At 71.5% G+C, this 22,658-nt stretch carries 15 protein-coding genes; 11 read left to right on the top strand and 4 right to left on the bottom strand.

The window, feature by feature from the left end; genetic code table 11:
* The first annotated feature begins 119 nt into the window (after nt 1–119).
* From STRTU_RS09785 to STRTU_RS09770, 4 genes are all read left to right on the top strand, one after another.
* Nucleotides 120–401, top strand: coding sequence for an acylphosphatase (locus tag STRTU_RS09785; protein WP_159743190.1), 282 nt, complete (start codon nt 120–122; stop codon nt 399–401).
* Between the two features lie 382 nt (nt 402–783).
* Entirely contained in the window at nt 784–987 is a 204-nt protein-coding gene (locus STRTU_RS09780; RefSeq protein ID WP_006602857.1) for a hypothetical protein, read from the top strand.
* A gap of 303 nt (nt 988–1,290) precedes the next feature.
* Entirely contained in the window at nt 1,291–5,175 is a 3,885-nt protein-coding gene (locus STRTU_RS09775) for an AAA family ATPase (protein WP_269777347.1), read from the top strand.
* A 302-nt stretch (nt 5,176–5,477) separates the two neighbouring features.
* Nucleotides 5,478–6,896 (top strand): sugar porter family MFS transporter, encoded by a 1,419-nt coding sequence (locus STRTU_RS09770; protein ID WP_159743189.1) that lies wholly within the window; start codon nt 5,478–5,480, stop codon nt 6,894–6,896.
* Between the two features lie 147 nt (nt 6,897–7,043).
* On the opposite strand, the gene STRTU_RS09765 is transcribed toward STRTU_RS09770, so the two are convergent.
* The gene (locus tag STRTU_RS09765) at nt 7,044–8,039 is read right to left on the bottom strand and encodes an LLM class flavin-dependent oxidoreductase (RefSeq protein WP_159743188.1); all 996 of its coding nucleotides are present in this window, start codon (nt 8,037–8,039) and stop codon (nt 7,044–7,046) included.
* 96 nt (nt 8,040–8,135) lie between these two features.
* A complete protein-coding gene (locus STRTU_RS09760; RefSeq protein ID WP_159743187.1) occupies nt 8,136–9,617 on the bottom strand; it encodes a purine-cytosine permease family protein in 1,482 nt (493 codons plus the stop codon).
* A gap of 334 nt (nt 9,618–9,951) precedes the next feature.
* Between STRTU_RS09760 and ftsY the strand changes: the two genes are divergently transcribed.
* Nucleotides 9,952–11,181 (top strand): signal recognition particle-docking protein FtsY, encoded by a 1,230-nt coding sequence (gene ftsY, locus STRTU_RS09755; protein ID WP_159743186.1) that lies wholly within the window; start codon nt 9,952–9,954, stop codon nt 11,179–11,181.
* A gap of 107 nt (nt 11,182–11,288) precedes the next feature.
* Here the strand turns inward: ftsY and STRTU_RS09750 are convergent, their stop codons facing one another.
* Nucleotides 11,289–11,957, bottom strand: coding sequence for a bifunctional DNA primase/polymerase (locus tag STRTU_RS09750; RefSeq protein WP_159743185.1), 669 nt, complete (start codon nt 11,955–11,957; stop codon nt 11,289–11,291).
* Nucleotides 11,958–12,445: 488 nt separating this feature from the next.
* Between STRTU_RS09750 and nsdA the strand changes: the two genes are divergently transcribed.
* The 5 genes from nsdA (at nt 12,446) to ffh (ending at nt 20,295) form a co-directional block, all read left to right on the top strand.
* The gene (gene nsdA / locus STRTU_RS09745; RefSeq protein WP_159743184.1) at nt 12,446–13,918 is read left to right on the top strand and encodes a transcriptional repressor NsdA; all 1,473 of its coding nucleotides are present in this window, start codon (nt 12,446–12,448) and stop codon (nt 13,916–13,918) included.
* 297 nt (nt 13,919–14,215) lie between these two features.
* Nucleotides 14,216–15,556 (top strand): ammonium transporter, encoded by a 1,341-nt coding sequence (locus tag STRTU_RS09740; RefSeq protein ID WP_159743183.1) that lies wholly within the window; start codon nt 14,216–14,218, stop codon nt 15,554–15,556.
* Nucleotides 15,553–15,891 carry a P-II family nitrogen regulator gene (locus STRTU_RS09735; protein ID WP_159743182.1) on the top strand — a complete coding sequence of 113 codons (339 nt, stop codon included), beginning with the start codon at nt 15,553–15,555 and terminating at the stop codon, nt 15,889–15,891. The genes STRTU_RS09740 and STRTU_RS09735 overlap by 4 nt, the downstream gene beginning before the upstream one ends.
* Before the next feature lie 204 nt (nt 15,892–16,095).
* Nucleotides 16,096–18,648 (top strand): [protein-PII] uridylyltransferase, encoded by a 2,553-nt coding sequence (locus STRTU_RS09730; RefSeq protein ID WP_159743181.1) that lies wholly within the window; start codon nt 16,096–16,098, stop codon nt 18,646–18,648.
* 96 nt (nt 18,649–18,744) lie between these two features.
* Nucleotides 18,745–20,295 carry a signal recognition particle protein gene (gene ffh, locus STRTU_RS09725; protein ID WP_159743180.1) on the top strand — a complete coding sequence of 517 codons (1,551 nt, stop codon included), beginning with the start codon at nt 18,745–18,747 and terminating at the stop codon, nt 20,293–20,295.
* A gap of 317 nt (nt 20,296–20,612) precedes the next feature.
* On the opposite strand, the gene STRTU_RS09720 is transcribed toward ffh, so the two are convergent.
* Nucleotides 20,613–21,479 carry a methyltransferase domain-containing protein gene (locus tag STRTU_RS09720; protein ID WP_159743179.1) on the bottom strand — a complete coding sequence of 289 codons (867 nt, stop codon included), beginning with the start codon at nt 21,477–21,479 and terminating at the stop codon, nt 20,613–20,615.
* Nucleotides 21,480–21,999: 520 nt separating this feature from the next.
* Here STRTU_RS09720 and STRTU_RS09715 point away from each other — a divergent pair.
* Nucleotides 22,000–22,590: a hypothetical protein gene (locus STRTU_RS09715; protein ID WP_159743178.1), complete on the top strand. Its 591-nt coding sequence runs from the start codon at nt 22,000–22,002 to the stop codon at nt 22,588–22,590.
* The last annotated feature ends 68 nt before the right edge of the window (nt 22,591–22,658 follow it).

Here is a 22,658-nt window from a genome sequence, read left to right as displayed (position 1 = left end):
TTCCGTCCTCAGCGCAAGATGAATCACCCATAAGAGTGAGCCTCGCTGTCCGGGGACTGTACGCCATGGCGCACGAGGCGGAAGTGACCACTGAGCAAATGACCAGTTAGCGTGCAGACATGAAGGAAGCTGTTCGAGTGACCGCGTGGGTGCGGGGTCGGGTCCAGGGCGTCGGGTTCCGCTGGTTCACCCGGGCCAACGCCCTTCGCATCGGCGAACTCGCGGGATTTGCCGTCAATCTGGGTGACGGCCGCGTCCAGGTGGTCGCCGAGGGCCCGAAGGAGCACTGCGATCAGTTGCTGGACTGGCTCCGCACCGGAGACACGCCCGGACGCGTCGACGGAGTCACTGAGATATGGGGCACACCCCGCGGCGGTTATGACGGCTTCGAGATCCGCTGATCCGGCCCGCCGGAACCGTCCATACGGCCGTCATGGGCGATCTTGCCCAGACCTCTTTGTCAGCCGCTGACGGGAGATAAGCCCTGGTGGTTGCCAACTCGGCCGACCCGTGCAAGGCTGCCGCTGTACGGATGATCTCTACGCCCCCGCGGGACCTTTCTGGGGAGTCGGCGCAGCGCCCTCGCGGCCGCGCACTCTCAGGTGCCCGAGGATACGGGGTGTGATCGTGTTGACCGTCAAACCGTTTGGTGAGACTCTGGAATCCCCGCGCACCTTAGCTGTTTGGCATTGAGTACACCAGAGAATGACAAGCACCGCGGGTGCGAATCCCTCACGACCCACACCGCTTCGGTCGGTCACTCATTGTGGAGGACCATCCATCATGGCAAAGGCGCTTCTCGGTTACGTCGGCGGCTCCGACCCCCGAGTCCTCTCCGAGATGCGACGGCTTCAGCAGCGCGTCCAAGACCTTGAATCCGAACTTATTCGGATGCAGGCCGAAAACGACATGCTGTCCGCTGCCGCACGTCGCGACGACTCGATGCTCGACATCGACGTACCCCAGGCGGAGCCCGCGCTCACCTGACCCCGACCTCAGGGCCGGTAGGGCTGCTCGCCAGCCGCTTGAGGCACCGCTCTCTTCAAGATCTGCAAGGGACGCTTCGGCGTCCCTTCGTCGTTTCCGGCTTTTCTTCCTGCGGCTTTTCCCGCGGACCACCTGGTCACTTCAGCCGTGGCCGCCCCTCCCTTACCGCATGATGTGCCCTGCGCTTTCGGCAGTGAAACCGAAAATGAACGGCGCGGTATACCCGGGGGCCGTAGCGGGCCGGGGAGCGCCCCGGAATGTTGGAAGTCACCCGCCGGGGAGCGGCCGGTAGAGTCCCACGGCGTGCATCTCAAGAGTCTGACCCTGCGAGGTTTCAAGTCCTTCGCCTCCGCCACGACACTGCGCTTCGAGCCGGGCATCACCTGCGTCGTGGGCCCCAACGGCTCCGGCAAGTCCAATGTCGTGGACGCGCTGTCCTGGGTCATGGGCGAACAAGGAGCGAAGTCGCTGCGCGGCGGGAAGATGGAGGACGTCATCTTCGCCGGGACGACCGGGCGGCTGCCGCTCGGCCGTGCCGAGGTCTCGCTCACCATTGACAATTCCGACGGTGCACTGCCGATCGAGTACGCCGAAGTCACCCTCACCCGGATCATGTTCCGCAATGGCGGCAGCGAGTACCAGATCAACGGGGACACCTGCCGGCTGCTGGATATCCAGGAATTGCTCTCCGATTCCGGTATCGGCCGGGAGATGCATGTCATCGTCGGGCAGGGCCAGCTGGACTCCGTACTGCATGCCGACCCGATGGGGCGCCGGGCCTTCATCGAGGAAGCGGCCGGCGTCCTCAAGCACCGCAAGCGCAAAGAGAAGGCGCTGCGGAAGCTGGAGGCGATGAAGGCCAATCTCGCCCGGGTCCAGGATCTGACCGATGAGCTGCGGCGCCAGCTCAAGCCGCTGGGGCGGCAGGCCGCGGTCGCCCGGCGCGCCGCCGTCATCCAGGCGGATCTGCGCGACGCCCGGCTGCGGCTGCTCGCCGACGACCTCGTCACCCTGCGCCGGGCGCTGCGCGCCGAGATCGCGGACGAGGCGGCGCTCAAGGAACGCAAGCAGGCCGCCGAGGACCGGCTGCGCACCGCGCAGCAGCGGGAGGCGGCGCTGGAGGAGGAGGTCCGTACGCTCACGCCGCGGCTGCAGCGCGCGCAGCAGACCTGGTACGAGCTGTCGCAGCTCGCGGAGCGGGTGCGCGGCACGATCTCGCTGGCCGAGGCGCGGGTCAAGAGCGCCACGGCGGCCCCGCCGGAGGAGCGGCACGGTCGCGACCCCGAGGACATGGAGCGGGAGGCCGCCCGGATCCGCGAGCAGGAGGCGGAGTTGACGGCCGCGCTGGAGGCGGCGAGCCGGGCGCTGGAGGACACCGTCGAACACCGTGCCGGGCTGGAGCGGCAGTTGGCGGACGAGGAGCGGCGGCTGCGGGACGTGGCCCGCGCCATCGCCGACCGCCGGGAGGGCCTGGCCCGGCTGAGCGGGCAGGTCACCGCCGCCCGGGGCCGGGCCGCCTCGGCGCAGGCGGAGATCGGCCGGCTCGCCGAGGCCCGGGACGCCGCCCGGCGCCGGGCGGACACCGCCCAGCAGGAGTACGAGCAGCTCCGGGCCGAGGTCGACGGGCTGGACGCGGGCGACGAGGAGATCGCCGAGCGGCACGAGGCGGCCCGCCGGGAGCTGGCCGACACCGAGACCGCGCTGACCGCCGCGCGCGAGGCGCTGACCGCGGCCGAGCGCGAGCGGGCCGCCACCGCCGCCCGGCATGACGCACTGGCGCTCGGACTGCGCCGCAAGGACGGCACCGGAGCGCTGCTGGCCGCCGCGGACCGGCTCACCGGACTGCTCGGGCCGGCCGCGGAACTGCTGACCGTCACCCCCGGATTCGAGATCCCGGTGGCGGCGGCGCTCGGCGCGGCCGCGGACGCCGTCGCCGTCACCGGCCCGGCCACCGCCGCCGAGGCCATCCGGCTGCTGCGCGCACAGGACGCGGGGCGGGCGGCGATGGTGCTGGGGGGAGCCGGGGGCCGGAGCAGGACGGGGACGGTGCCGGCGCCCGCACGGGCGGTGGAGGCGACGGAGGGTGGGGGAGGCGGGGCTGGGGGGACTGCCACGACTGCCGGGGCTCATGGTGGCGATGCGGCTCATGCGATGCATGCGGCTGATGTGGTCCGTGGGCCCGAGGTGACTCGTGGCGTTGACGCGATGCGTGGGCCCGATGCGATGCGTGAGGCCGATCCGGGAAACGCCGATCGGGGAAGCGGTGTCACCGGAGCGGCCGAGGGCGCCGTGGTGGGCGTCCGTACGGAGGCGGCGGAGGTGGCCGGGGCGCCGGGTGCGCCCGAGCCGGCCGTGCACCGTGTCCCCGGGCCCCGCTCCGCTCCCGTACCGGCCGCGGAACTGGTCCGGGGGCCCGGGGAACTGACCGCCGCCGTGGCCCGGTTGCTGCGGGATGTCGTGGTGGTCGGGACGCTGGAGGAGGCCGAGGAGCTGGTGGCCGCGCGGCCGGAGCTGATGGCCGTGACCGGTGAGGGCGATCTGCTCGGGGCGCATTTCGCCCAGGGGGGTTCCGCCGGTGCGCCGAGCCTGCTGGAGGTGCAGGCGTCCGTCGACGAGGCGGCGGCCGAGCTGGAGGAACTGGGCGCGCGCTGTGCGGAGCTGGCCGAGGCGCAGCGGGCCGCGTCGGAACGCCGTACCGCGGGAGCCGCGCTGGTCGAGGAGTTGGCCGAGCGGCGGCGGACGGCGGACCGGGAGAAGTCGAAGGTCGCCGGGGACCTGGGCCGGCTCGGCGGGCAGGCGCGGGCGGCCGCGGGCGAGGCCGAGCGCTGTGACGCGGCGGCGGCCAAGGCCGAGGAGGCGTTGCTGCGGGCCACCGAGGAGGCCGAGGAGCTGGCCGAGCGGCTCGCGGTGGCCGAGGAGGACCCGGGCGTCGGCGAAGAGGAGCCGGACACCTCCGTACGGGACCGGCTGGCGGCCGACGGTGCCAATGCGCGGCAGACCGAGATGGAGGCGCGGCTCCAGGCGCGTACGCACGAGGAGCGGGTGAAGGCGCTCGCCGGGCGGGCGGACGCCCTGGACCGGGGCGCGCGGGCCGAGCGCGAGGCGCGGGCGCGGGCCGAGCGGCGGCGCGCCCGGCTGCGGCACGAGGCGGCGGTGGCCGGGGCGGTCGCCGCGGGTGCCCGGCAGCTGCTGGCACATGTCGAGGTGTCGGCCGTACGGGCCGAGGAGGAGCGGGGCGCAGCGGAACGGGCCAAGGCCGGGCGGGAGCAGGCGCTGGTGGCCGAGCGCAACCAGGGCCGGGAGCTGAAGTCCGAGCTGGACAAGCTGACCGACTCGATGCACCGCGGTGAGGTGCTGGGCGCGGAGAAGCGGCTGCGGATCGAGCAGCTGGAGACCAAGGCGCTGGAGGAGCTGGGGGTGGAGCCGGCCGGGCTGATGTCCGAGTACGGTCCCGAGCAGCCGGTACCGCCGTCGCCGCCCGCCGAGGGCGAGGTGCTCCCGGACGATCCGGAGCATCCCCGCAACCAGCCGGTGCCCTATGCGCGGGCCGAGCAGGAGAAGCGCCTCAAGGCCGCCGAGCGGGCGTATCAGCAGCTCGGGAAGGTGAACCCGCTGGCGCTGGAGGAGTTCGCGGCGCTGGAGGAGCGGCACAAGTTCCTGAGCGAACAGCTTGAAGACTTGAAGAAGACCCGGGCCGATCTGATGCAGGTGGTCAAGGAGGTCGACGAGCGGGTGGAGCAGGTCTTCACCGAGGCGTACCGCGACACCGCGCGGGAGTTCGAGGGCGTCTTCGCGCGGCTCTTCCCGGGCGGGGAGGGGCGGCTGGTGCTCACCGATCCGGACGACATGCTGTCGACGGGGGTGGATGTGGAGGCCCGGCCGCCCGGGAAGAAGGTCAAGCGGCTGTCGCTGCTGTCGGGCGGTGAGCGGTCGCTGACCGCGGTGGCGCTGCTGGTGTCGATCTTCAAGGCGCGGCCCAGTCCGTTCTATGTGATGGACGAGGTGGAGGCCGCGCTGGACGACACCAATCTGCAGCGGCTGATCCGGATCATGGAGGAACTCCAGGAGAGTTCCCAGCTGATTGTGATCACGCATCAGAAGCGGACGATGGAGGTCGCGGACGCGCTCTACGGGGTATCCATGCAAGGCGACGGCGTATCGAAGGTGATCAGTCAGCGGCTGCACTGAGCGCGCTCGCGCGGGCGGTGCGCGCGGCGGCCGCGGCCCGGCGTCGGCCGCTGGGACGGCGGCACTCGGCCCCTTTGCCGATCGCCCGGAGTATCCGACACTCCATCAGTTCAAAACTTGAACGAATGTCCCGCAGGCCCTCCGAGAAACAAATTCATCACGCCCTATTGACTTCGAAACTTGAAGGCATAGTCTCTGCAACGTTGCTTTTACCTTCAAGTGGTGGGTACCCCCAACCTATGCACCACTAGAAGGGCCAGCCCCCTACGCCCGGCAGCGCAGCCGGGCCACTGGAGTTCACGTTGACCAGCACCGCGCAGCCGACGGTTCCGGAAGGCCGCAAGGCCCATCCCGACCATCTCGGCCATGTCATCTTCATCACCGCGGCTGCCGCGATGGGCGGCTTTCTCTTCGGCTATGACAGTTCCGTCATCAATGGTGCCGTCGAGGCGATCCGCAGCCGTTACGACGTCGGATCCGCCGTACTGGCCCAGGTGATCGCCGTCGCGCTGATCGGCTGCGCCATCGGCGCCGCCACCGCGGGCCGGATCGCGGACCGCATCGGCCGTATCCGCGTGATGCAGATCGCCTCGGTGCTGTTCACCATCAGCGCCGTCGGCTCCGCTCTGCCGTTCTCCCTCTGGGACCTCGCCTTCTGGCGGATCATCGGCGGCTTCGCCATCGGTATGGCCTCGGTCATCGGCCCGGCCTACATCGCCGAGGTCTCGCCGTCCGCCTACCGCGGCCGCCTCGGCTCGTTCCAGCAGGCCGCGATCGTCGTCGGTATCGCCGTCTCACAGCTCGTCAACTGGGGCATCCTCAACCTCGCCGACGGCAACCAGCGCGGCACCCTCGCCGGCCTGGAGGCCTGGCAGTGGATGCTCGGCGTGATGGTCGTCCCGGCCGTCCTCTACGGTCTGCTCTCCTTCGCGATCCCCGAGTCGCCGCGCTACCTGATCTCGGCCGGCAAGGTCACCCGCGCCAAGGAGGTGCTGGCCGAGGTCGAGGGCAAGAGCGTGAACCTCGACACCCGGGTCGCCGAGATCCAGGACGCGATGCGCCGCGAGCACAAGTCCTCGTTCAAGGACCTGCTGGGCGGCAAGATGGGCTTCCTGCCGATCGTCTGGGTCGGTATCGGTCTCTCGGTCTTCCAGCAGCTGGTCGGCATCAACGTCGCGTTCTACTACTCCTCGGCGCTGTGGCAGTCCGTCGGCATCGACCCGAGCGCCTCGTTCTTCTACAGCTTCACGACGTCGATCATCAACATCATCGGTACCGTGATCGCGATGGTCTTCGTCGACCGGATCGGCCGCCGTCCGCTGGCGCTGATCGGCTCGGCCGGTATGGCCATCGCGCTCGCCCTGGAGGCATGGGCCTTCGCCGCCAAGACCGCGGCCGGCACCCTGCCGCCCACCGAAGGCACCGTGGCGCTGATCGCCGCCCATGTCTTCGTGCTCTTCTTCGCCCTCTCCTGGGGCGTCGTGGTCTGGGTCTTCCTCGGCGAGATGTTCCCGAACAAGATCCGCGCCGCCGCGCTGGGCGTCGCCGCCTCCGCGCAGTGGATCGCCAACTGGGCCATCACGGCCAGCTTCCCGAGCCTGTCCGACTGGAACCTCTCGGGTACGTACGTCATCTACGCGGTCTTCGCCCTGCTCTCGATCCCCTTCGTGCTCAAGTTCGTGAAGGAGACGAAGGGCAAGGCGTTGGAGGAGATGGGCTAACCCCCCGCCAGTCCGTCTCCTCAGCACTGGGTACTGCCCCGGGTCATCAGGGACCCCGGGCAGTACCCCTTTTTGTGGCCGGGGTGGGCCGGGGCGAGCCCGGTCGGGCCGGGCCGGTGTCAGGGTTTCCGGGGCTGCTGACGCCCGTCAGTCCTGGAGACGCGGCAGCACCCGCTCGGCGAACAGATGGAGCGAGCGCCAGCCCTCGTCGACGGGCATCCCGCCGCACAGCGGATGGAGGATCAACGAGCCCCCGCCGCCCGGCCGCCGGGCGAGCCGGAGGCAGTCGTCGGGGGTGAGGACGCGGTAGACGCCCTCCTCGCGCAGCGCCGCGGCGTCCCGGGCGGACGAGCGCACCGCGGAGCGGATACCGGAGGACTGCCAGGAGGCGTACATCCGGGCCTCATGCAGCAGATGGCTGCCGTACTCGGCCCAGGTGCGGTCCGGGTCCTCGGAGAGGTGGAGGAGCGCGGTCCGCTCGGGCGGCTGCATCACCCACCCGTCGGTGCCGTGGGCGGCGCGCTGCTCGTCGTAGTAGGCGGCCAGTCCGGGGAGGTGGGCGCTGGGGAAGAAGGGGAGCCCCAGACGGGCCGCGCGCCGGGCCGCGGCCCGTGAGCTGCCGCCGATCAGCAGCAGCGGATGCGGCTGGGTGTACGGGCGCGGGGTGACCCGGACCGTACGCCCCCGATATGTGAACGGTTCACCGGTCCAGGCGGACAGCAGGGTCTCCAGCGCCTCGTCCTGGAGCGGGCCGCGGCCCGGCCAGTCCTTGCCGTGTGCCGCGTACTCCTCGGGCCGGTAACCGAGGCCGGCGACGGTGACCAGCCGGCCGCCGCTGAGCAGATCGAGCGAGGCGAGGTCCTCGGCCAGCCGCAGCGGATCGTGCAGCGGGGTGATCAGCGCGGAGACGGTGACGCCGATCCGGCGGGTGGCGCCGAAGACGGCGCCCGCGAAGGTGAGCGGGGAGGGCATCCAGCCGTTGCTGGTGGCGTGGTGCTCCTCGGTCTGGACCATGGTGAAACCGCGGTCGTCGGCGAACGCCGCCATCTCGACGGCGGCCCGGTAGCGCGCGGACAGCGTGGCGGGTGTGGGTGCGGGGTCGACGAGGTTGATCCGCAGGACCGTGACAGGCAGAGCGGGCATCGCAAACGTCCCCTTCGCCAGGGTGGTTGGCGAAGGGGACGCTAGCTGACGATGCGTCAGATCACTAGAGGCGGAATCCGGTCCACGGGGCCCGGGTCAGCCCGCCTCGACTGGCTGCCGGGCTTCGGCCGCCTCATCCGCACCGGCCGCCGGGACGGTCTCCTTCGGCGCCGGCAGTACGGCGAAGACCAGCGCGGCGATCGCGATCGTGGCCGCCCAGCCCAGGCCGTTCTCACCGATCCAGGTGGTGGCCAACGGGCCGGTGAACCACTGGACCTTGGTGAAGCACAGACCCGCGACGAGCGCCACGCCCCAAGCTGTCATGGCCTGCCAGCAGAAGCCGCCGACGTACCAGTAGCGGCTGGTGCGGCCGGTGTTCATCAGGCTGTCGGCGTCATAGCGGACGGCCAGCTTCCGCCGCCGGGCCATGTCGACGCCGTAGACGCCGATCCAGGCGGAGAAGGAGACCGCGAGCAGCGTCAGGAAGGCGATGAACTGGCCGATGAAGTCCTTGGCCACCAGCATCATGAACAGGCCGCCGACCAGGCTGATGACAGCGTTGATGCTGACCGCGAGAGCGCGCGGCAGCTTGACGCCCATGGTCTGGGCGGTGAAGCCCGCGGAGTACATCGACAGGCTGTTGATCAGCACCATTCCGACCAGCGCGGTGACCAGGTACGGCACCGCGAGCCAGGACGGCAGGATGCTGCCGAGGAACGACATCGGGTCGGTGTTCTGCCCGGCCAGCTTCGGGCTGGAGACCGCCATCACGCCGCCCATCAGCACCATCGGCAGCAGCACCAGGGCCGCGCCGGAGACCGTGGCGCCGACGATCTTCTTGCCGGACGCGGAGTGCGGGAGGTACCGCGCGAAGTCGGGACCCGTGGGCACCCAGCTGATCCCGCCGGCCGCGATGGTACCGACGCCCGCGATCACCATGGCAGTGGTGCCGGCCTTCTTGGCGAAGACGGCGTCCCAGTCCATCGTGGCGACCAGGTAGACCAGCACCATGATGCTGAACAGGCCGAACAGATACGTCGAGTACTTGTTGCAGACGTTCAGCGCCTTCCGGCCCATGCCGCTCACCAGGAACGTCACGGCCACGAAGGCGAGCAGGGTCACGACGACGAGGACGTCGTTGCTCGCGATGCCGAACAGCAGATGCAGCACCGTCAGCACCGCGTAGGCGCCGGTGACCGCGTTGATCGTCTCCCAGCCGAAGCGGGCGACCCACAGGATCGCGCCGGGGAAGTAGTTGCCGCGGACGCCGAAGGCGGCCCGGGAGAGCATCGCGCCGGGCGCGCCGCCCCACTTGCCGGAGACCGACAGCACGCCCACCATGCCGAAGGCGACGGCCGCGGCGATCACGGCCACCAGCAGGACCTGCCAGAAATTCAGCCCGTTGTTGACCACGAGCGAGGCGCCCATGGTGAGCAACAACACGCTGATGTTGGCGGCGACCCAGGTCGGGAAGAGCTCGCGGACGCGGCCCTGGCGTTCGTTGTCGGGGACCGGCTCGATGCCGCGGGTCTCGACAGCGCCTTCGGTTGCGGGAGCGGAAGCGGACGTGGTGCCCATTGGTGCAGGTATCTCCGTGCGGGGATCTGGGACACCCCCGGGGAGGAGGTGCAGGCAGCGGCTGTGGTGCCTGGCCAGAATTTGGTTGCCAGGACTCTACGCGCGTTGCGCGGCCGTCCACCATCGTACTTTGATCCAACTTCTTCCGGTTCGTTCCGTTGGACCCAACAACGACGACGAGTGTCACCCAACCTCGTCGAACGGTCCAGTCGGGACCCCTCCGGGGACCGTCCCGGGGGCGGGAGTCCGGGGCGCCGCTTTCCGGACGCCGCCGCCGTCCGGGTTCGGCGCGTGCGGTCCCCACGGGCGGGGCGTGGCTGATACTGGAGGGGTTATGGACATCGTCATCCTTGCTGTAGTCATCGCCGTGGTCGTGCTCGGCGCGATCAGCGGGCTCGTCGTCAGCGGCCGCAAGAAGAAGCGGCTGCCGCCGTCCCCGCCGGCTGCCCCGAAGCCCTCCGTCAGCGCGCCTCCCGCCGAACCGCAGGTCGGCGAGGAGGCCGAGACCCCCCGCGACGAAGAGCGTCGCACCATCGAAGAAGTCACGCTGCCCACCGCCGAGGCGCCTGCGGCCGAGGCACCGGCCGCCGAGCCGGAGGCGCCCGCCGCCCCCGAGATCGAGGTCCCCGAGCCCACCGCGGGCCGGCTGGTCCGGCTGCGCGCCCGGCTCTCCCGCTCCCAGAACACCCTGGGCAAGGGCCTGCTGACCCTGCTGTCCCGTGAACACCTCGACGAGGAGACCTGGGAGGAGATCGAGGACACCCTGCTGACCGCCGACGTCGGCGTCGCCCCCACCCAGGAGCTGGTCGAACGGCTGCGGGAGCGGGTCAAGGTGCTCGGCACCCGCACCCCCGAGGGCCTGCGCGCACTGCTGCGCGAGGAACTGCTCACCCTCATCGGCACGGACGCCGACCGCACCGTGCACACCGCCAACGGCATCGGCAACGGCGGCGACGAGATCCCCGGCGTCGTCATGGTCGTCGGCGTCAACGGCACCGGAAAGACCACCACCACCGGCAAGCTCGCCCGGGTCCTGGTCGCCGACGGCAAGTCCGTCGTCCTCGGCGCCGCCGACACCTTCCGCGCCGCGGCCGCCGATCAGCTCCAGACCTGGGGCGAGCGGGTCGGTGCCCGTACGGTCCGCGGACCCGAGGGCGGCGACCCGGCCTCCATCGCCTTCGACGCGGTGAAGGAAGGCATCGCCGAGACCGCCGATGTCGTCCTGATCGACACCGCGGGCCGGCTGCACACCAAGACCGGTCTGATGGACGAACTCGGCAAGGTCAAGCGGGTCGTCGAGAAGCACGGCCCGGTCGGCGAGGTGCTGCTGGTCCTGGACGCCACCACCGGCCAGAACGGCCTGGTCCAGGCCCGGGTGTTCGCCGAGGTCGTGGACATCACCGGTGTGGTCCTCACCAAGCTCGACGGCACCGCCAAGGGCGGCATCATCGTCGCCGTCCAGCGCGAACTCGGCGTCCCCGTCAAGCTCGTCGGCCTCGGCGAGGGAGCGGACGACCTGGCTCCCTTCGAGCCGGAGGCTTTCGTCGACGCCCTGATCGACTGACGCCGCCGGGGCAGCACGCCCGGAACGTCACCGGCCCCCGGTACCCGTACACGACGGGTACCGGGGCCGAGCCATGTCCGCCGGGCGGTGAAGCAGGCCCGAGCGCTTCAGGCCACCGAGCGGTTGCAGGCGTACGCCAGGGTGCCCAGCATCAGCCGCGCCTGCGGCGGCCGGCCGGCCGTGTCCAGGGACGGGGGGCGCAGCCAGCGCACCGGGCCGTGGCCGCCGAGGTCGGAGGGCGGCGCGGTGAGGTGGTCGCCGGGGCCCAGGGAGCGCAGATCGAGCGAGGCGTCGTCCCAGCCCATCCGGTAGAGCAGATCGGGGAGCCGGCCGGCCGCTCCGGGGGCGACGAAGAACAGCGCCCGGCCGGTCGGGGCCAGCGCGACCGGGCCCAGCGGCAGGCCCATCCGCTCCAGCCGCGCCAGCGCGTTGCGGCCGGCGGCCTCCGGCACATCGAGGAGGTCGAACGACCGGCCCACCGGCAGGAGGATGGCGGCGCCCGGTGTCTCCGCCCATGCCGCGGCGGCCTTCTCCCAGCCGGCACCGGCCGTCAGCTCCTGACCGAAGGCCAGCGGATGGGCGCCGGGGGAGGGGCAGTCGGCATCCCCGCACGAGCAGTCCGTACGGCCGCTGCCCGCACGGACCGCGCGGGCGCCGGGGACGACGTCCCAGCCCCACAGCCCGGTGTACTCCGCCACCGCCGCGATCTCGGCCGAGCGGGCGCGGCGCCGGGAGCTGGCACGCATCTCTCGGATGCCGCCGATCGTGAAGCCCATGCCCCCTCCAACGGGTGGTGCGTGCCAGTGGTTACGAGTCGGCGGGTTGACGGTCCGGCGCCGACGGGGCTCCGGCTACGCCCGTGGTGCGGTGGTGTGCCGGGTGGTGTGGTGTGCCGCGTGAGCCCTCGTGTGCTTCGTTCCGCCCGGCGTTCTTCGGCCTGTGTCAAGTCAATCGCGAGAGCTGAGCGGGGAGTTCATTCGAAGGGGTGGCGAATGGTGGCGTTTCCGCGATCGCCCTCGCGGCGGGCGTGATCGTAGGATTACTTTCGGTGCGCGGACCCCGGAGAGGCACCGATCGCACGGGTATGCCGGTGGCAACGCACAGGTCGAGCACAGGCCAAAAGGTGTGGCCGGAAACCGTGATCGGGTAGATGTACCCCGGACAGGCGTCGTAACGGACGGTGGCCTGTGGGTGGTTCGCGGCAGACACCAGCACCAGACACCAGCACCAGGCACCAACGCAGCTATCGGGATGGGGGCTTCCAGTGGGCGGCAACGGCGGCACGGGCGGCACCGACGCCGTGAAACAACCCAACGCACAGTTGGGTTCGTGGTTCATGCGCAGCGGCTGGTCCAAGGGCGAACTGGCCCGGCAGGTCAACCGCCGGGCACGCCTGATGGGCGCCCATCACATCAGCACCGACACCTCGCGGGTGCGCCGCTGGCTCGACGGTGAGCAGCCGCGCGAGCCCATCCCGCGGATCCTGTCCGAGCTGTTCTCCGAACGCTTCGGCTGCGTGGTCGGCATCGAGGAACTGGGCCTGCGCTCCGCGCACCAGTCCCCGTCCGTCTCCGGCGTCGACCTGCCCTGGGCCGGGGCGCAGACGGTCGGGCTCATCAGCGAGTTCTCGCGCAGTGACCTGATGCTGGCGCGCCGCGGCTTCCTCGGCACCTCCCTCGCGCTCGCCGCCGGTCCCAGCCTCATCGAGCCGATGCAGCGCTGGCTGGTCCCGGTGCCCGCGAGCCAGGCCGGCACGGAGGAAACGGACCGTGGCCGCCGGCCCGCGCGGCTGTCCGGGCCGGAGCTGGAGCTGCTGGAGTCGACGACCGCGATGTTCCGCCAGTGGGACGCGCAGTGCGGCGGCGGGCTGCGGCGCAAGGCGGTGGTCGGCCAGCTGCACGAGGTCACCGACCTCCTCCAGGAGCCGCAGCCGGGGGCGGTGTCCAAGCGGCTGTTCAAGGTCGCCGCCGAACTCGCCGAACTGGCGGGCTGGATGAGCTACGACATCGGCCTGCAGCCCACCGCGCAGAAGTACTTCGTGCTCGCGCTGCACGCCTCCAAGGAGGCCGGCGACCGGCCGCTGGGCTCGTACATCCTCTCCAGCATGAGCCGGCAGATGATCCACCTCGGCCGGCCCGACGACGCACTGGAGCTGATCCACCTCGCCCAGTACGGCAGCCGGGAAACCGCCACCCCCCGCACCCAGGCCATGTTGTATGCGATGGAGGCCCGCGCCTACGCCGGTATGGGACAGCCCAGCAAGGTCAAACGGGCCGTCCGGATGGCCGAGGACACCTTCTCCGACGTGCTGCCCGGCGAGCCCGAACCGGACTGGATCCGCTTCTTCTCCGAGGCCGAGCTGAACGCCGAGAACGCCCACTCCTACCGCGATCTCGCCTACGTCGCGGGCCGCAGCCCCACCTACGCCTCGCTCGCCGAGCCGGTCATGCAGCGCGCCGTGGAGCTCTTCGGCAAGGACCCCGAGCACCAGCGGTCGTACGCCCTCAACCTGATCGGGATGGCCACCGTGCATCTGCTGCAGAAGGAGCCCGAGGCCTGCGCGGAGATGGCGCAGCAGGCGATCCCGTTCGCCCGGCAGGTCCGCTCGGAGCGGGTCAACACCCGGCTGCGCAAGACCGTCGACACCGCGGCGCGGGAATTCGGCGGCGTCGCCGAGGTGATCCGGCTCAGCGACGAGCTCACCCAGCAGCTGCCCGAAACCGCGGAGGCCGGCTGACGGCATCCCCCAGAGCACCGGCCGCGGCCACCGCCCCGTACAGCCCGACTCGGCTCCCCCATGCCAGGTCACGCGGGCGGCGCCGCGGCCGGGTTGTTGTTTATGGGTTGCTGTGGGTTGAACGGGTGGTGCGGTGCTGACCCGGTAGTTCATGGGGGCGTAACACGGGGGCCTCCTTCGTCACGGTGGTGAAACACCCGCAAGGTTTGGCCGAAACCACGCTGCGACAACCTCAACGCGAAGTCGGCCCACCAGAAGCACGCCCGCACGGGCCGCATCGACGACGAGGAGACGCCGATGCCCCCAGGCATCCTGACGCTCGCAGCAGACAAAGCGACACTCAGCCCTGCCAACACCGGGTTCATGCTGATCTGCTCCGCACTGGTGATGGTCATGACACCCGGTCTCGCCTTCTTCTACGGCGGCATGGTCCGGGTCAAGAGCGTGCTCAACATGCTGATGATGAGCTTCATCAGCCTCGGCATCGTGACGATCCTGTGGATCCTGTACGGCTTCGGGCTCGCCTTCGGCACCGACAAGGGCGGCTTCATCGGCTGGGACGGACACTTCGCCGGGCTCAGCGGAATCGGCCTGACGGAGCTGTGGGGCACCAGCACCATCCCGGTCTATGTCTTCGCGGTCTTCCAGCTGATGTTCGCGATCATCACGCCCGCGCTGATCAGCGGTGCGCTCGCCGACCGGGTGAAATTCACCGCCTGGGCGCTGTTCATCGCGCTGTGGGTCACCGTCGTCTACTTCCCCGTCGCCCACTGGGTGTGGGGCGAGGGCGGCTGGCTCTTCGAGCTGAAGGTCATCGACTTCGCGGGCGGTACGGCCGTGCACATCAACGCCGGTGCCGCGGCGCTCGCCGCGATCCTCGTCGTCGGCAAGCGCATCGGCTTCAAGAAGGACCCGATGCGGCCGCACAGCCTGCCCCTGGTGATGCTCGGCGCCGGACTGCTGTGGTTCGGCTGGTTCGGCTTCAACGCCGGCTCCTGGCTCGGCAACGACGACGGCATCGGCGCCGTCGCCTTCATCAACACCCAAGTTGCTACCGCCGCCGCGATGCTCGGCTGGCTGGTGTACGAAAAGCTCCGGCACGGCTCGTTCACCACGCTCGGCGCCGCCTCCGGCGCGGTCGCCGGACTCGTCGCGATCACCCCGGCCTGCGGCGCCGTCAGCCCGCTGGGCGCCATCGCGGTCGGTGCGATCGCCGGTGTGCTGTGCGCGATGGCGGTCAACCTGAAGTACAAGTTCGGCTACGACGACTCCCTCGATGTCATCGGCGTCCACCTCGTCGGCGGTGTCGCCGGCTCGCTGCTGGTCGGCCTGTTCGCCACCGGCGGGGTGCAGAGCAAGGCCAAGGGGCTGTTCTACGGCGGCGGCTTCGACCAGCTCGGGCGGCAGGCCGTCGGTGTGGTCTGTGTACTGCTGTACTCCCTGGTCGTCTCGTATGTCCTTGCCAAGGCGATCGACCTGGTGATGGGCTTCCGGATCGGTGAGGACGAGGAGGTCGCCGGTATCGACCAGGCCGCGCACGCGGAGACCGCGTACGACTTCACCGGCGCGGGCGGCGGCCATCTCGGCCGCAGGGGCCCCGCACTCGGCGAGGCCCTGACAAAGAAGGTGGAAGCGTGAAGCTCATCACGGCAGTGATCAAGCCGCACCGGCTGGACGAGGTGAAGGACGCCCTGCAGGCATTCGGTGTGCACGGCCTGACGATCACCGAGGCCAGCGGATACGGCAGGCAGCACGGGCACACGGAGGTGTACCGCGGCGCCGAGTACACCGTCGACCTGGTCCCGAAGATCCGTATCGAGGTGCTGGTCGAGGACGCCGACGCCGAGGAACTGACCGACGTCATCGTCAAGGCCGCCCGCACCGGAAAGATCGGCGACGGCAAGGTATGGAGCATCCCCGTCGACGACGCCGTACGGGTGCGGACCGGGGAGCGGGGGCCGGACGCACTGTGAGGCGCCACGCCGGGCCCCGGTTCCGGCCCCGGGGCGGCTGTCCGCCACCGGAGACGGAGGACGGGGCCCGGCCCGCCCGAGCGGCGAATGGCCGCCCGCCCCGCCGCCGCACAGACTGAGCGTGCGGGCCGGGACGGCACGGAGACGGCCGCACGGGGCGACGGGGAGACGACGGGGGACGACAACGACCAAGGAGCGCGCGAGGTGACGGAAAGCGTCGAGGACCCGACAGGACCGGCCGGGGCCCCCAGCCCGGGGAACGAGCCCGCACCCGACCCGGACGGGGGCTACCCCGCGGCCCGGCTGCGGCTCCTCCACGACGAGACCCCCACCGGACCCGACCGCCGCGCCGCCCTCGCCCGGCTCACCGACGACTGGCTGGCCGGCCTGCTGGCCCGGCACGCCACCGCCGCCGGCCTGACCGGCACCGCCCTGGTCGCCGTCGGCGGCTACGGCCGCGGCGAGCTCTCCCCGCGCAGCGACCTCGACCTGCTCCTGCTGCACGACGGCCGCGCCGACGCCGGCGCCCTCGCCACCCTCGCCGACCACCTCTGGTACCCCGTCTGGGACCTCGGCCTCGCCCTTGACCACTCCGTACGCACCCCCGCCCAGGCCCGTAAAGCGGCCCGCGAGGACCTGAAAGTGCAGCTGGGCCTGCTCGACGCCCGCCACCTGGCCGGCGACCCCGACCTGACCGCCGCCGTGCGCACCGCCGCCTACGCCGACTGGCGCGAGAGCGCCCCCAAACGGCTCCCCGAACTCCACGACCTGTGCCAGGAACGCGCCGCACGGCAGGGCGAACTCCAATACCTCCTCGAACCCGACCTCAAGGAGGCCAGGGGCGGACTGCGGGACGCCACCGCGCTCCGGGCCGTCGCCGCCTCCTGGCTCGCCGACGCCCCGCGCGGCGGCCTGGAAGCCGCCCGCGCCCGTCTGCTCGACGCCCGCGACGCGCTCCACCTGACCACCGGCCGCGCCACCGACCGGCTCTCCCTCCAGGAACAGGACCAGGTCGCCACCGCCCTCGGCATGCTCGACGCGGACGCCCTCCTACGACAGACCTACGAATCCGCCCGCACCGTCTCCTACGCGGCCGATGTCACCTGGCGCGAGGTCGGCCGGGTGCTGCGCGCCCGCTCCGTCAAGCCCACCCTGCGCGGGCTGCTGCACGGCCGCACGGCGGGCAAGGGGGAGCGCTCCCCGCTCGCCGAGGGCGTCGTCGAACTCGACGGCGAGGCGGTGCTGGCCCGCACCGCGCGCCCCGAGCGGGACCCGGTACTGGTGCTGCGCGCCGCGGCCGCCGCAGCCCAGGCCGGGCTGCCGCTGGCCACCCACTCGATCCGCCGCTGCGCCACGGCCGGCCGTCCGCTGCCCGTGCCCTGGCCCGCCGAGGCCCGCGAGCAGCTGGTGACGCTCCTGGGCGCGGGCCCGCACACCGTGCCCGTATGGGAGGCCCTGGAAGCCGAAGGCATCATCACGAAGCTGCTGCCCGACTGGGAGCGCGTCCGCTGCCGCCCCCAGCGCAACCCCGTCCATACCTGGACCGTCGACCGCCACCTGGTCGAGACCGCCGTACGGGCCGCCGCCCTGACCCGCCGGGTGCACCGCCCCGACCTGCTGCTGATCGCCGCCCTGCTGCACGACATCGGCAAGGGCTGGCCCGGCGACCACTCGGTGGCCGGCGAGACCATCGCCCGCGATGTGGCGGCCCGCCTCGGCTTCGGCGCCCGGGACACCACGGTGATCGCCACCCTCGTACGGCACCATCTGCTGCTCGTCGAGACCGCCACCCGGCGCGACCTGGACGACCCGGCGACCGTCGGCGCCGTCGCGGAGGCGGTCGGCAGCACCCGCACCCTGGAGCTGCTGCACGCCCTGACCGAGGCCGACGCGCTGGCCACTGGGCCGGCCGCCTGGAGCGCCTGGCGCGGCGGACTCGTCGCCGACCTGGTCAAACGGGTCGCCGCGCGGCTCGCGGGGGAGCCCGACACCGAGGCGCGCGGCGCCGGTGAGCCGACCGCGGAACAGGAGCGGCTGGCGATCGAGGCCCGGCGCACCGGCGGCCCGGTCCTGGCCCTGCACGCCCGCGCCGAGGCCCCCACCGAGGCCGACACCGGGCCACAGACCCCGGAACCCGCCCAGGAACCCGTCGGGGTGGAACTCCTCATCGCCGTCCCCGCCCACCGGGCGCCCGGCCGCCGCCCCTCAGACAGCCCCGCGGGCGCCCCTCCAAGGGGCGTGCTGCCCGCCGCGGCCGGTGTACTGGCCCTGCACCGGCTCACCGTCCGCGCCGCCGACCTGCTCCTCCTCGACCCCCTCGACGAGGGCCCGGTCCTGGTGCTGAGCTGGCGGGTGGCCGCCGAATACGGCTCGCTGCCGCAGGGCGACCGGCTGCGCGCCGACCTGCTCCGCGCCCTGGACGGCACCCTGGACATCCCCGCCCGGCTCGCCGAGCGCGAACGCGCCTACGCCCGCCGCTCCCGGGCCGTGCTCGCCCCGCCGCCCCGGGTCACCGTCGCCACCGGCAGCTCCGACACCGCGACCGTCATCGAGGTCCGCGCCCAGGACGCACACGGTCTGCTGCACCGCATCGGCCGCGCCCTGGAGGCGGCCGGAGTCGCCGTCCGCAGTGCCCACATCAGCACCCTGGGCGCCAATGCGGTCGATGCGTTCTACGTCACCGGGCAGGACGGGGCGCCCCTGACGGACGCCGCGGCCCACGAGGTGGCGGCCGCCGTGGAACGCGCCCTTGGGTAGCGGCGGGAATACAGGGCAGGAACGGTTTGCTTGCGGAGGCCGATACCCTAGAAGCCGACTGAACCCCGCCCCCGACCCCGAGGATCGACGACCGCCGTGTTCGATACGCTTTCCGACCGCTTGGCGAGTACTTTCAAAAACCTCCGGGGCAAGGGCCGCCTGAGCGAGGCGGACATCGACGCCACGGCGCGCGAGATCCGGATCGCGCTGCTCGAAGCGGATGTGGCCCTGCCCGTCGTCCGCGCCTTCATCAAGCAGGTCAAGGAGCGGGCCACCGGCTCCGAGGTCTCCCAGGCGCTGAACCCCGCCCAGCAGGTCATCAAGATCGTCAACGAGGAGCTCATCGGCATCCTCGGCGGCGAGACCCGCCGGCTGCGGCTCGCCAAGACCGCACCGACGGTGATCATGCTGGCCGGTCTGCAGGGTGCCGGTAAGACCACCCTCGCCGGAAAGCTCGGCCGCTGGCTCAAGGGCCAGGGGCATGCCCCGATGCTGGTCGCCTGTGACCTTCAGCGCCCCAACGCCGTCAACCAGCTCTCCGTCGTCGCCGAGCGCGCCGGCGTGGCGATCTTCGCGCCGGAGCCGGGCAACGGCGTCGGCGACCCGGTCCAGGTCGCGAAGGACTCGATCGAGTACGCCCGCGGCAAGCAGCACGACATCGTCATCGTCGACACCGCCGGCCGTCTGGGCATCGACCAGGAGCTGATGCAGCAGGCCGCGGACATCCGCGACGCGGTCAGCCCCGACGAGGTCCTCTTCGTCGTCGACGCGATGATCGGTCAGGACGCGGTCAACACCGCCGAGGCGTTCCGCGACGGCGTCGGCTTCGACGGTGTGGTGCTCTCCAAGCTCGACGGTGACGCCCGTGGTGGTGCCGCGCTGTCCATCGCGCATGTCACCGGCAAGCAGATCATGTTCGCCTCCAACGGCGAGAAGCTGGACGACTTCGACGCGTTCCACCCGGACCGCATGGCGTCCCGCATCCTCGGCATGGGCGACATGCTCAGCCTGATCGAGAAGGCCGAGCAGACCTTCAGCCAGGCCGAGGCCGAGAAGATGGCCGCCAAGCTGGCGAAGGGGCCCAAGGAGTTCACCCTTGACGACTTCCTGGCCCAGATGGAGCAGGTCCGCAAGATGGGCTCCATCTCCAAGCTGCTCGGCATGCTGCCCGGTATGGGGCAGATGAAGGACCAGATCAACAACCTGGACGAGCGCGAGGTCGACCGCACCGCCGCCATCATCAAGTCCATGACCCCGGCCGAGCGCCAGGAGCCGACGATCATCAACGGCTCGCGCCGGGCCCGTATCGCCAAGGGTTCCGGTGTCGACGTCAGCGCGGTCAAGGGCCTCGTCGAGCGGTTCTTCGAAGCCCGCAAGATGATGTCGAAGATGGCCCAGGGCGGCGGCATGCCTGGCATGCCGGGGATGCCCGGAATGGGCGGCGGTGGCGCCCGCAAGAAGAAGCAGGTCAAGCAGGCCAAGGGCAAGCGCAAGAGCGGCAACCCGATGAAGCGCAAGGCCGAGGAAGAGGCCGCGGCCGCCCGCCGCGAGGCCGCCCAGGCCGGCAACCCGCTGGGCCTCCCGCAGGCCGGCCAGGACCCGCAGAACTTCGAACTCCCCGAGGAATTCAAGAAGTTCATGGGCTGACCCCCCGCCGCATCGCTTTACGAGCCTCTGGCCCACCCTCATGGGAGGGGCCAGGGGCTCGTGCATGTGGGAGGGAGGGCGCTTCGTCGGCCGGCCTGGGGGCTCGCGCCTACCGAAACCGAGCCTCTACACCCGCCCACCCCCCGAAGGGGGGTGGGCGGCGGGGAAAATCCAGGACTCCGGGCGGCGGGGAAAATCCAGGACCCTGGGGCCCCCGCATCAGCCGCCCCTCCCGTACGGCGCCCCGGCCCGGCAGCGGCCACCTCATACGCCGCCCCGACCGGCAACCGCCCCCTACGCCACCAGGCCCGCCGCCCCTACCTGGTCCTCGCGATCAAATACCGGAACACATTAGGCATCCACACCGTCCCGTCCGCCCGCTGATACGGATGCAGGGCCTCCGCGAGCTCCTTCTCCACCTGGCGCTGCTCGGCCGCCTCCAGCGCCGCGTCGAACAGCCCCGTCGACAGCAGCCCCCGTACCGCGCTCGCCAGATCCGCGTACCCGAACGGGCAGGCCACCCGCCCGGAACCGTCCGGCCGCAGCCCGGCCCGCTCCGCCAGGTCCTCCAGATCGTCCCGGCCGCTGGGCCGCCACCCGCGCGAGCCGACGACGCGGTCGCCCGGGGGATCGGACAGCCGCTCGGCCACCCGTAGTACCCCGGCCGTGGCGCACCGCTCCACCGGGCCCCAGCCGCCCAGCACCACCGCGCTGCCGCGCTCCGCCAGCTCGGCCGCCGCGGTGAGCGACGCCGTCAGCCCCTCGACGGTGCTCACACAGCCCACCGGGTGGAACGCCGTCACCACATTGAACGCGGCGTCCCCGGGGGCCGCGGCCTCCAGCCCGCCGCTGACCACCCGGGTGTGCTCCGGCATGCCGTCCGGTGTGAGCCGCTCACGCGCCAGCTCCAGCCGGGACTCGTCCGCGTCCACCCCGCTGACCTGCGCCCCGCGCGCCGCCGCGAGCAGCAGCGCCAGCCCGGACCCGCAGCCCAGCCCCAGCAGACGGGTACCGGGACCGATCCCCAGACGGTCGTACGCGGCTTCGTACAGCGGGACCAGCATCCGCTCCTGGATCTCGGCCCAGTCGCGGGTGCGCGCCCGTGACCGGGCCGGCGCGGGCGGGTCGTCGCAGCGCGTGGATCCGGAGTGCGGAAGCTGGTGCCGCACGAGCGTCGGTGACATCGATAGCGCCCCTATTCGCCGAGAACCCGAAGCTGTTCCGTACCGATCGCCCCCGTGTTCGCGCGTGGTGCGCCCCCGGAATCCAGACAACTGCGCATTCGCCCAAGCGTCCAGGGGATGCGCCGGGGTTGTCTCCCGCGCGCCCCCGTGTGCGCCGGGCCCGCTCCCTGGAGCGCCGTTCCAGGGTGCCCCGGCCGGCGCCGTTCCGCCACGGCAGCGCCCGCCGCCCGGACGTCCCCCGTCCGCGTCCGCCGGGCCTACGGTGGGTTCGAGCCGGTGCGGACAGGCACAGGTACGCCCCGTACGATCGCGGCCATGATCGTTGCCCCGGGATACGACCGGCTACGCCATGCGGCGTACGCGGGGGTACGTACCGGCTTGCGGCCCGCTGGGTGCCTTCTGCGCAGATCTGCGCACCCGCCCTCGGCACGACTCATGACCTAAAACTGACTGGTACGTGCAAATTATTTGAGATGCCCCGGAATCGGAACACTCGGCAACCCCGGCTCGTTGTCACGACGTGAGCACGACACCGCCTGTCCTCGCCGCCGAACTGGCGCTCGCCTGGGCCGATATTCAACGGCACCACCCCGAGCTGCCGGATCTGGCCGCGCCCGAGTCCCTGATCGGAGAGTCCTCGTCCGCCTGCGGCGCGGAGCTCTCCTTCGAACGGCTGCTCCATGAGGCAGTCCATGGCATCGCCGCCGCCCGCGGCGTCCGCGACACCTCCCGCGCAGGCCGCTACCACAACCGCCGATTCCTGGCGATCGCCGAGGAGTTGGGCCTGGACCATATCGAGGAGCCGCACCCCAGCAGCGGTTTCTCCCTGGTCACGCTCAACCCCGAAGCCCGAAGGCGCTACCGCTCCACCATCGAACGCCTCGGCAGAGCCCTCAAGGCGCACACCGCCGCCACCGCCACCGACACCACCCGCAGCTTCCGGGGCCCGGCCGCCCGGCACGGCTCCTCCGGAGGCGGCGTCCGCGTCAAGGCCGTCTGCGACTGCGGGCGCAATGTCCGTGTCGTGCCGTCCGTGCTCGCCCAGGCGCCGATCGTCTGCGGCGGCTGCGGCAAGCCCTTCCGGATCCCCGAGGTGGCCGCGGTCGGCTGACCCGAGGGCATGTGGCACAATGGCTAGCTGTACTCGACAGTCGCATAGGACCCCTCTCTCCTCCGGCT

Source organism: Streptomyces tubercidicus, assembly GCF_027497495.1.
Taxonomy (GTDB): domain Bacteria; phylum Actinomycetota; class Actinomycetes; order Streptomycetales; family Streptomycetaceae; genus Streptomyces; species Streptomyces tubercidicus.
Note: the sequence above shows the minus strand (reverse complement) of the source record. Positions and strands in the feature narration are given on the sequence as shown.

Excerpts from the sequence above, each read along its gene's own strand:
- STRTU_RS09765 (WP_159743188.1), bottom strand. The coding sequence starts at position 8,039 with ATGCCCGCTCTGCCTGTCACGGTCCTGCGGATCAACCTCGTCGACCCC.
- STRTU_RS09740 (WP_159743183.1), top strand. The coding sequence starts at position 14,216 with ATGCCCCCAGGCATCCTGACGCTCGCAGCAGACAAAGCGACACTCAGC.
- STRTU_RS09760 (WP_159743187.1), bottom strand. The coding sequence starts at position 9,617 with ATGGGCACCACGTCCGCTTCCGCTCCCGCAACCGAAGGCGCTGTCGAG.
- STRTU_RS09780 (WP_006602857.1), top strand. The coding sequence starts at position 784 with ATGGCAAAGGCGCTTCTCGGTTACGTCGGCGGCTCCGACCCCCGAGTC.
- STRTU_RS09785 (WP_159743190.1), top strand. The coding sequence starts at position 120 with ATGAAGGAAGCTGTTCGAGTGACCGCGTGGGTGCGGGGTCGGGTCCAG.
- STRTU_RS09720 (WP_159743179.1), bottom strand. The coding sequence starts at position 21,479 with ATGTCACCGACGCTCGTGCGGCACCAGCTTCCGCACTCCGGATCCACG.
- STRTU_RS09750 (WP_159743185.1), bottom strand. The coding sequence starts at position 11,957 with ATGGGCTTCACGATCGGCGGCATCCGAGAGATGCGTGCCAGCTCCCGG.
- ftsY (WP_159743186.1), top strand. The coding sequence starts at position 9,952 with ATGGACATCGTCATCCTTGCTGTAGTCATCGCCGTGGTCGTGCTCGGC.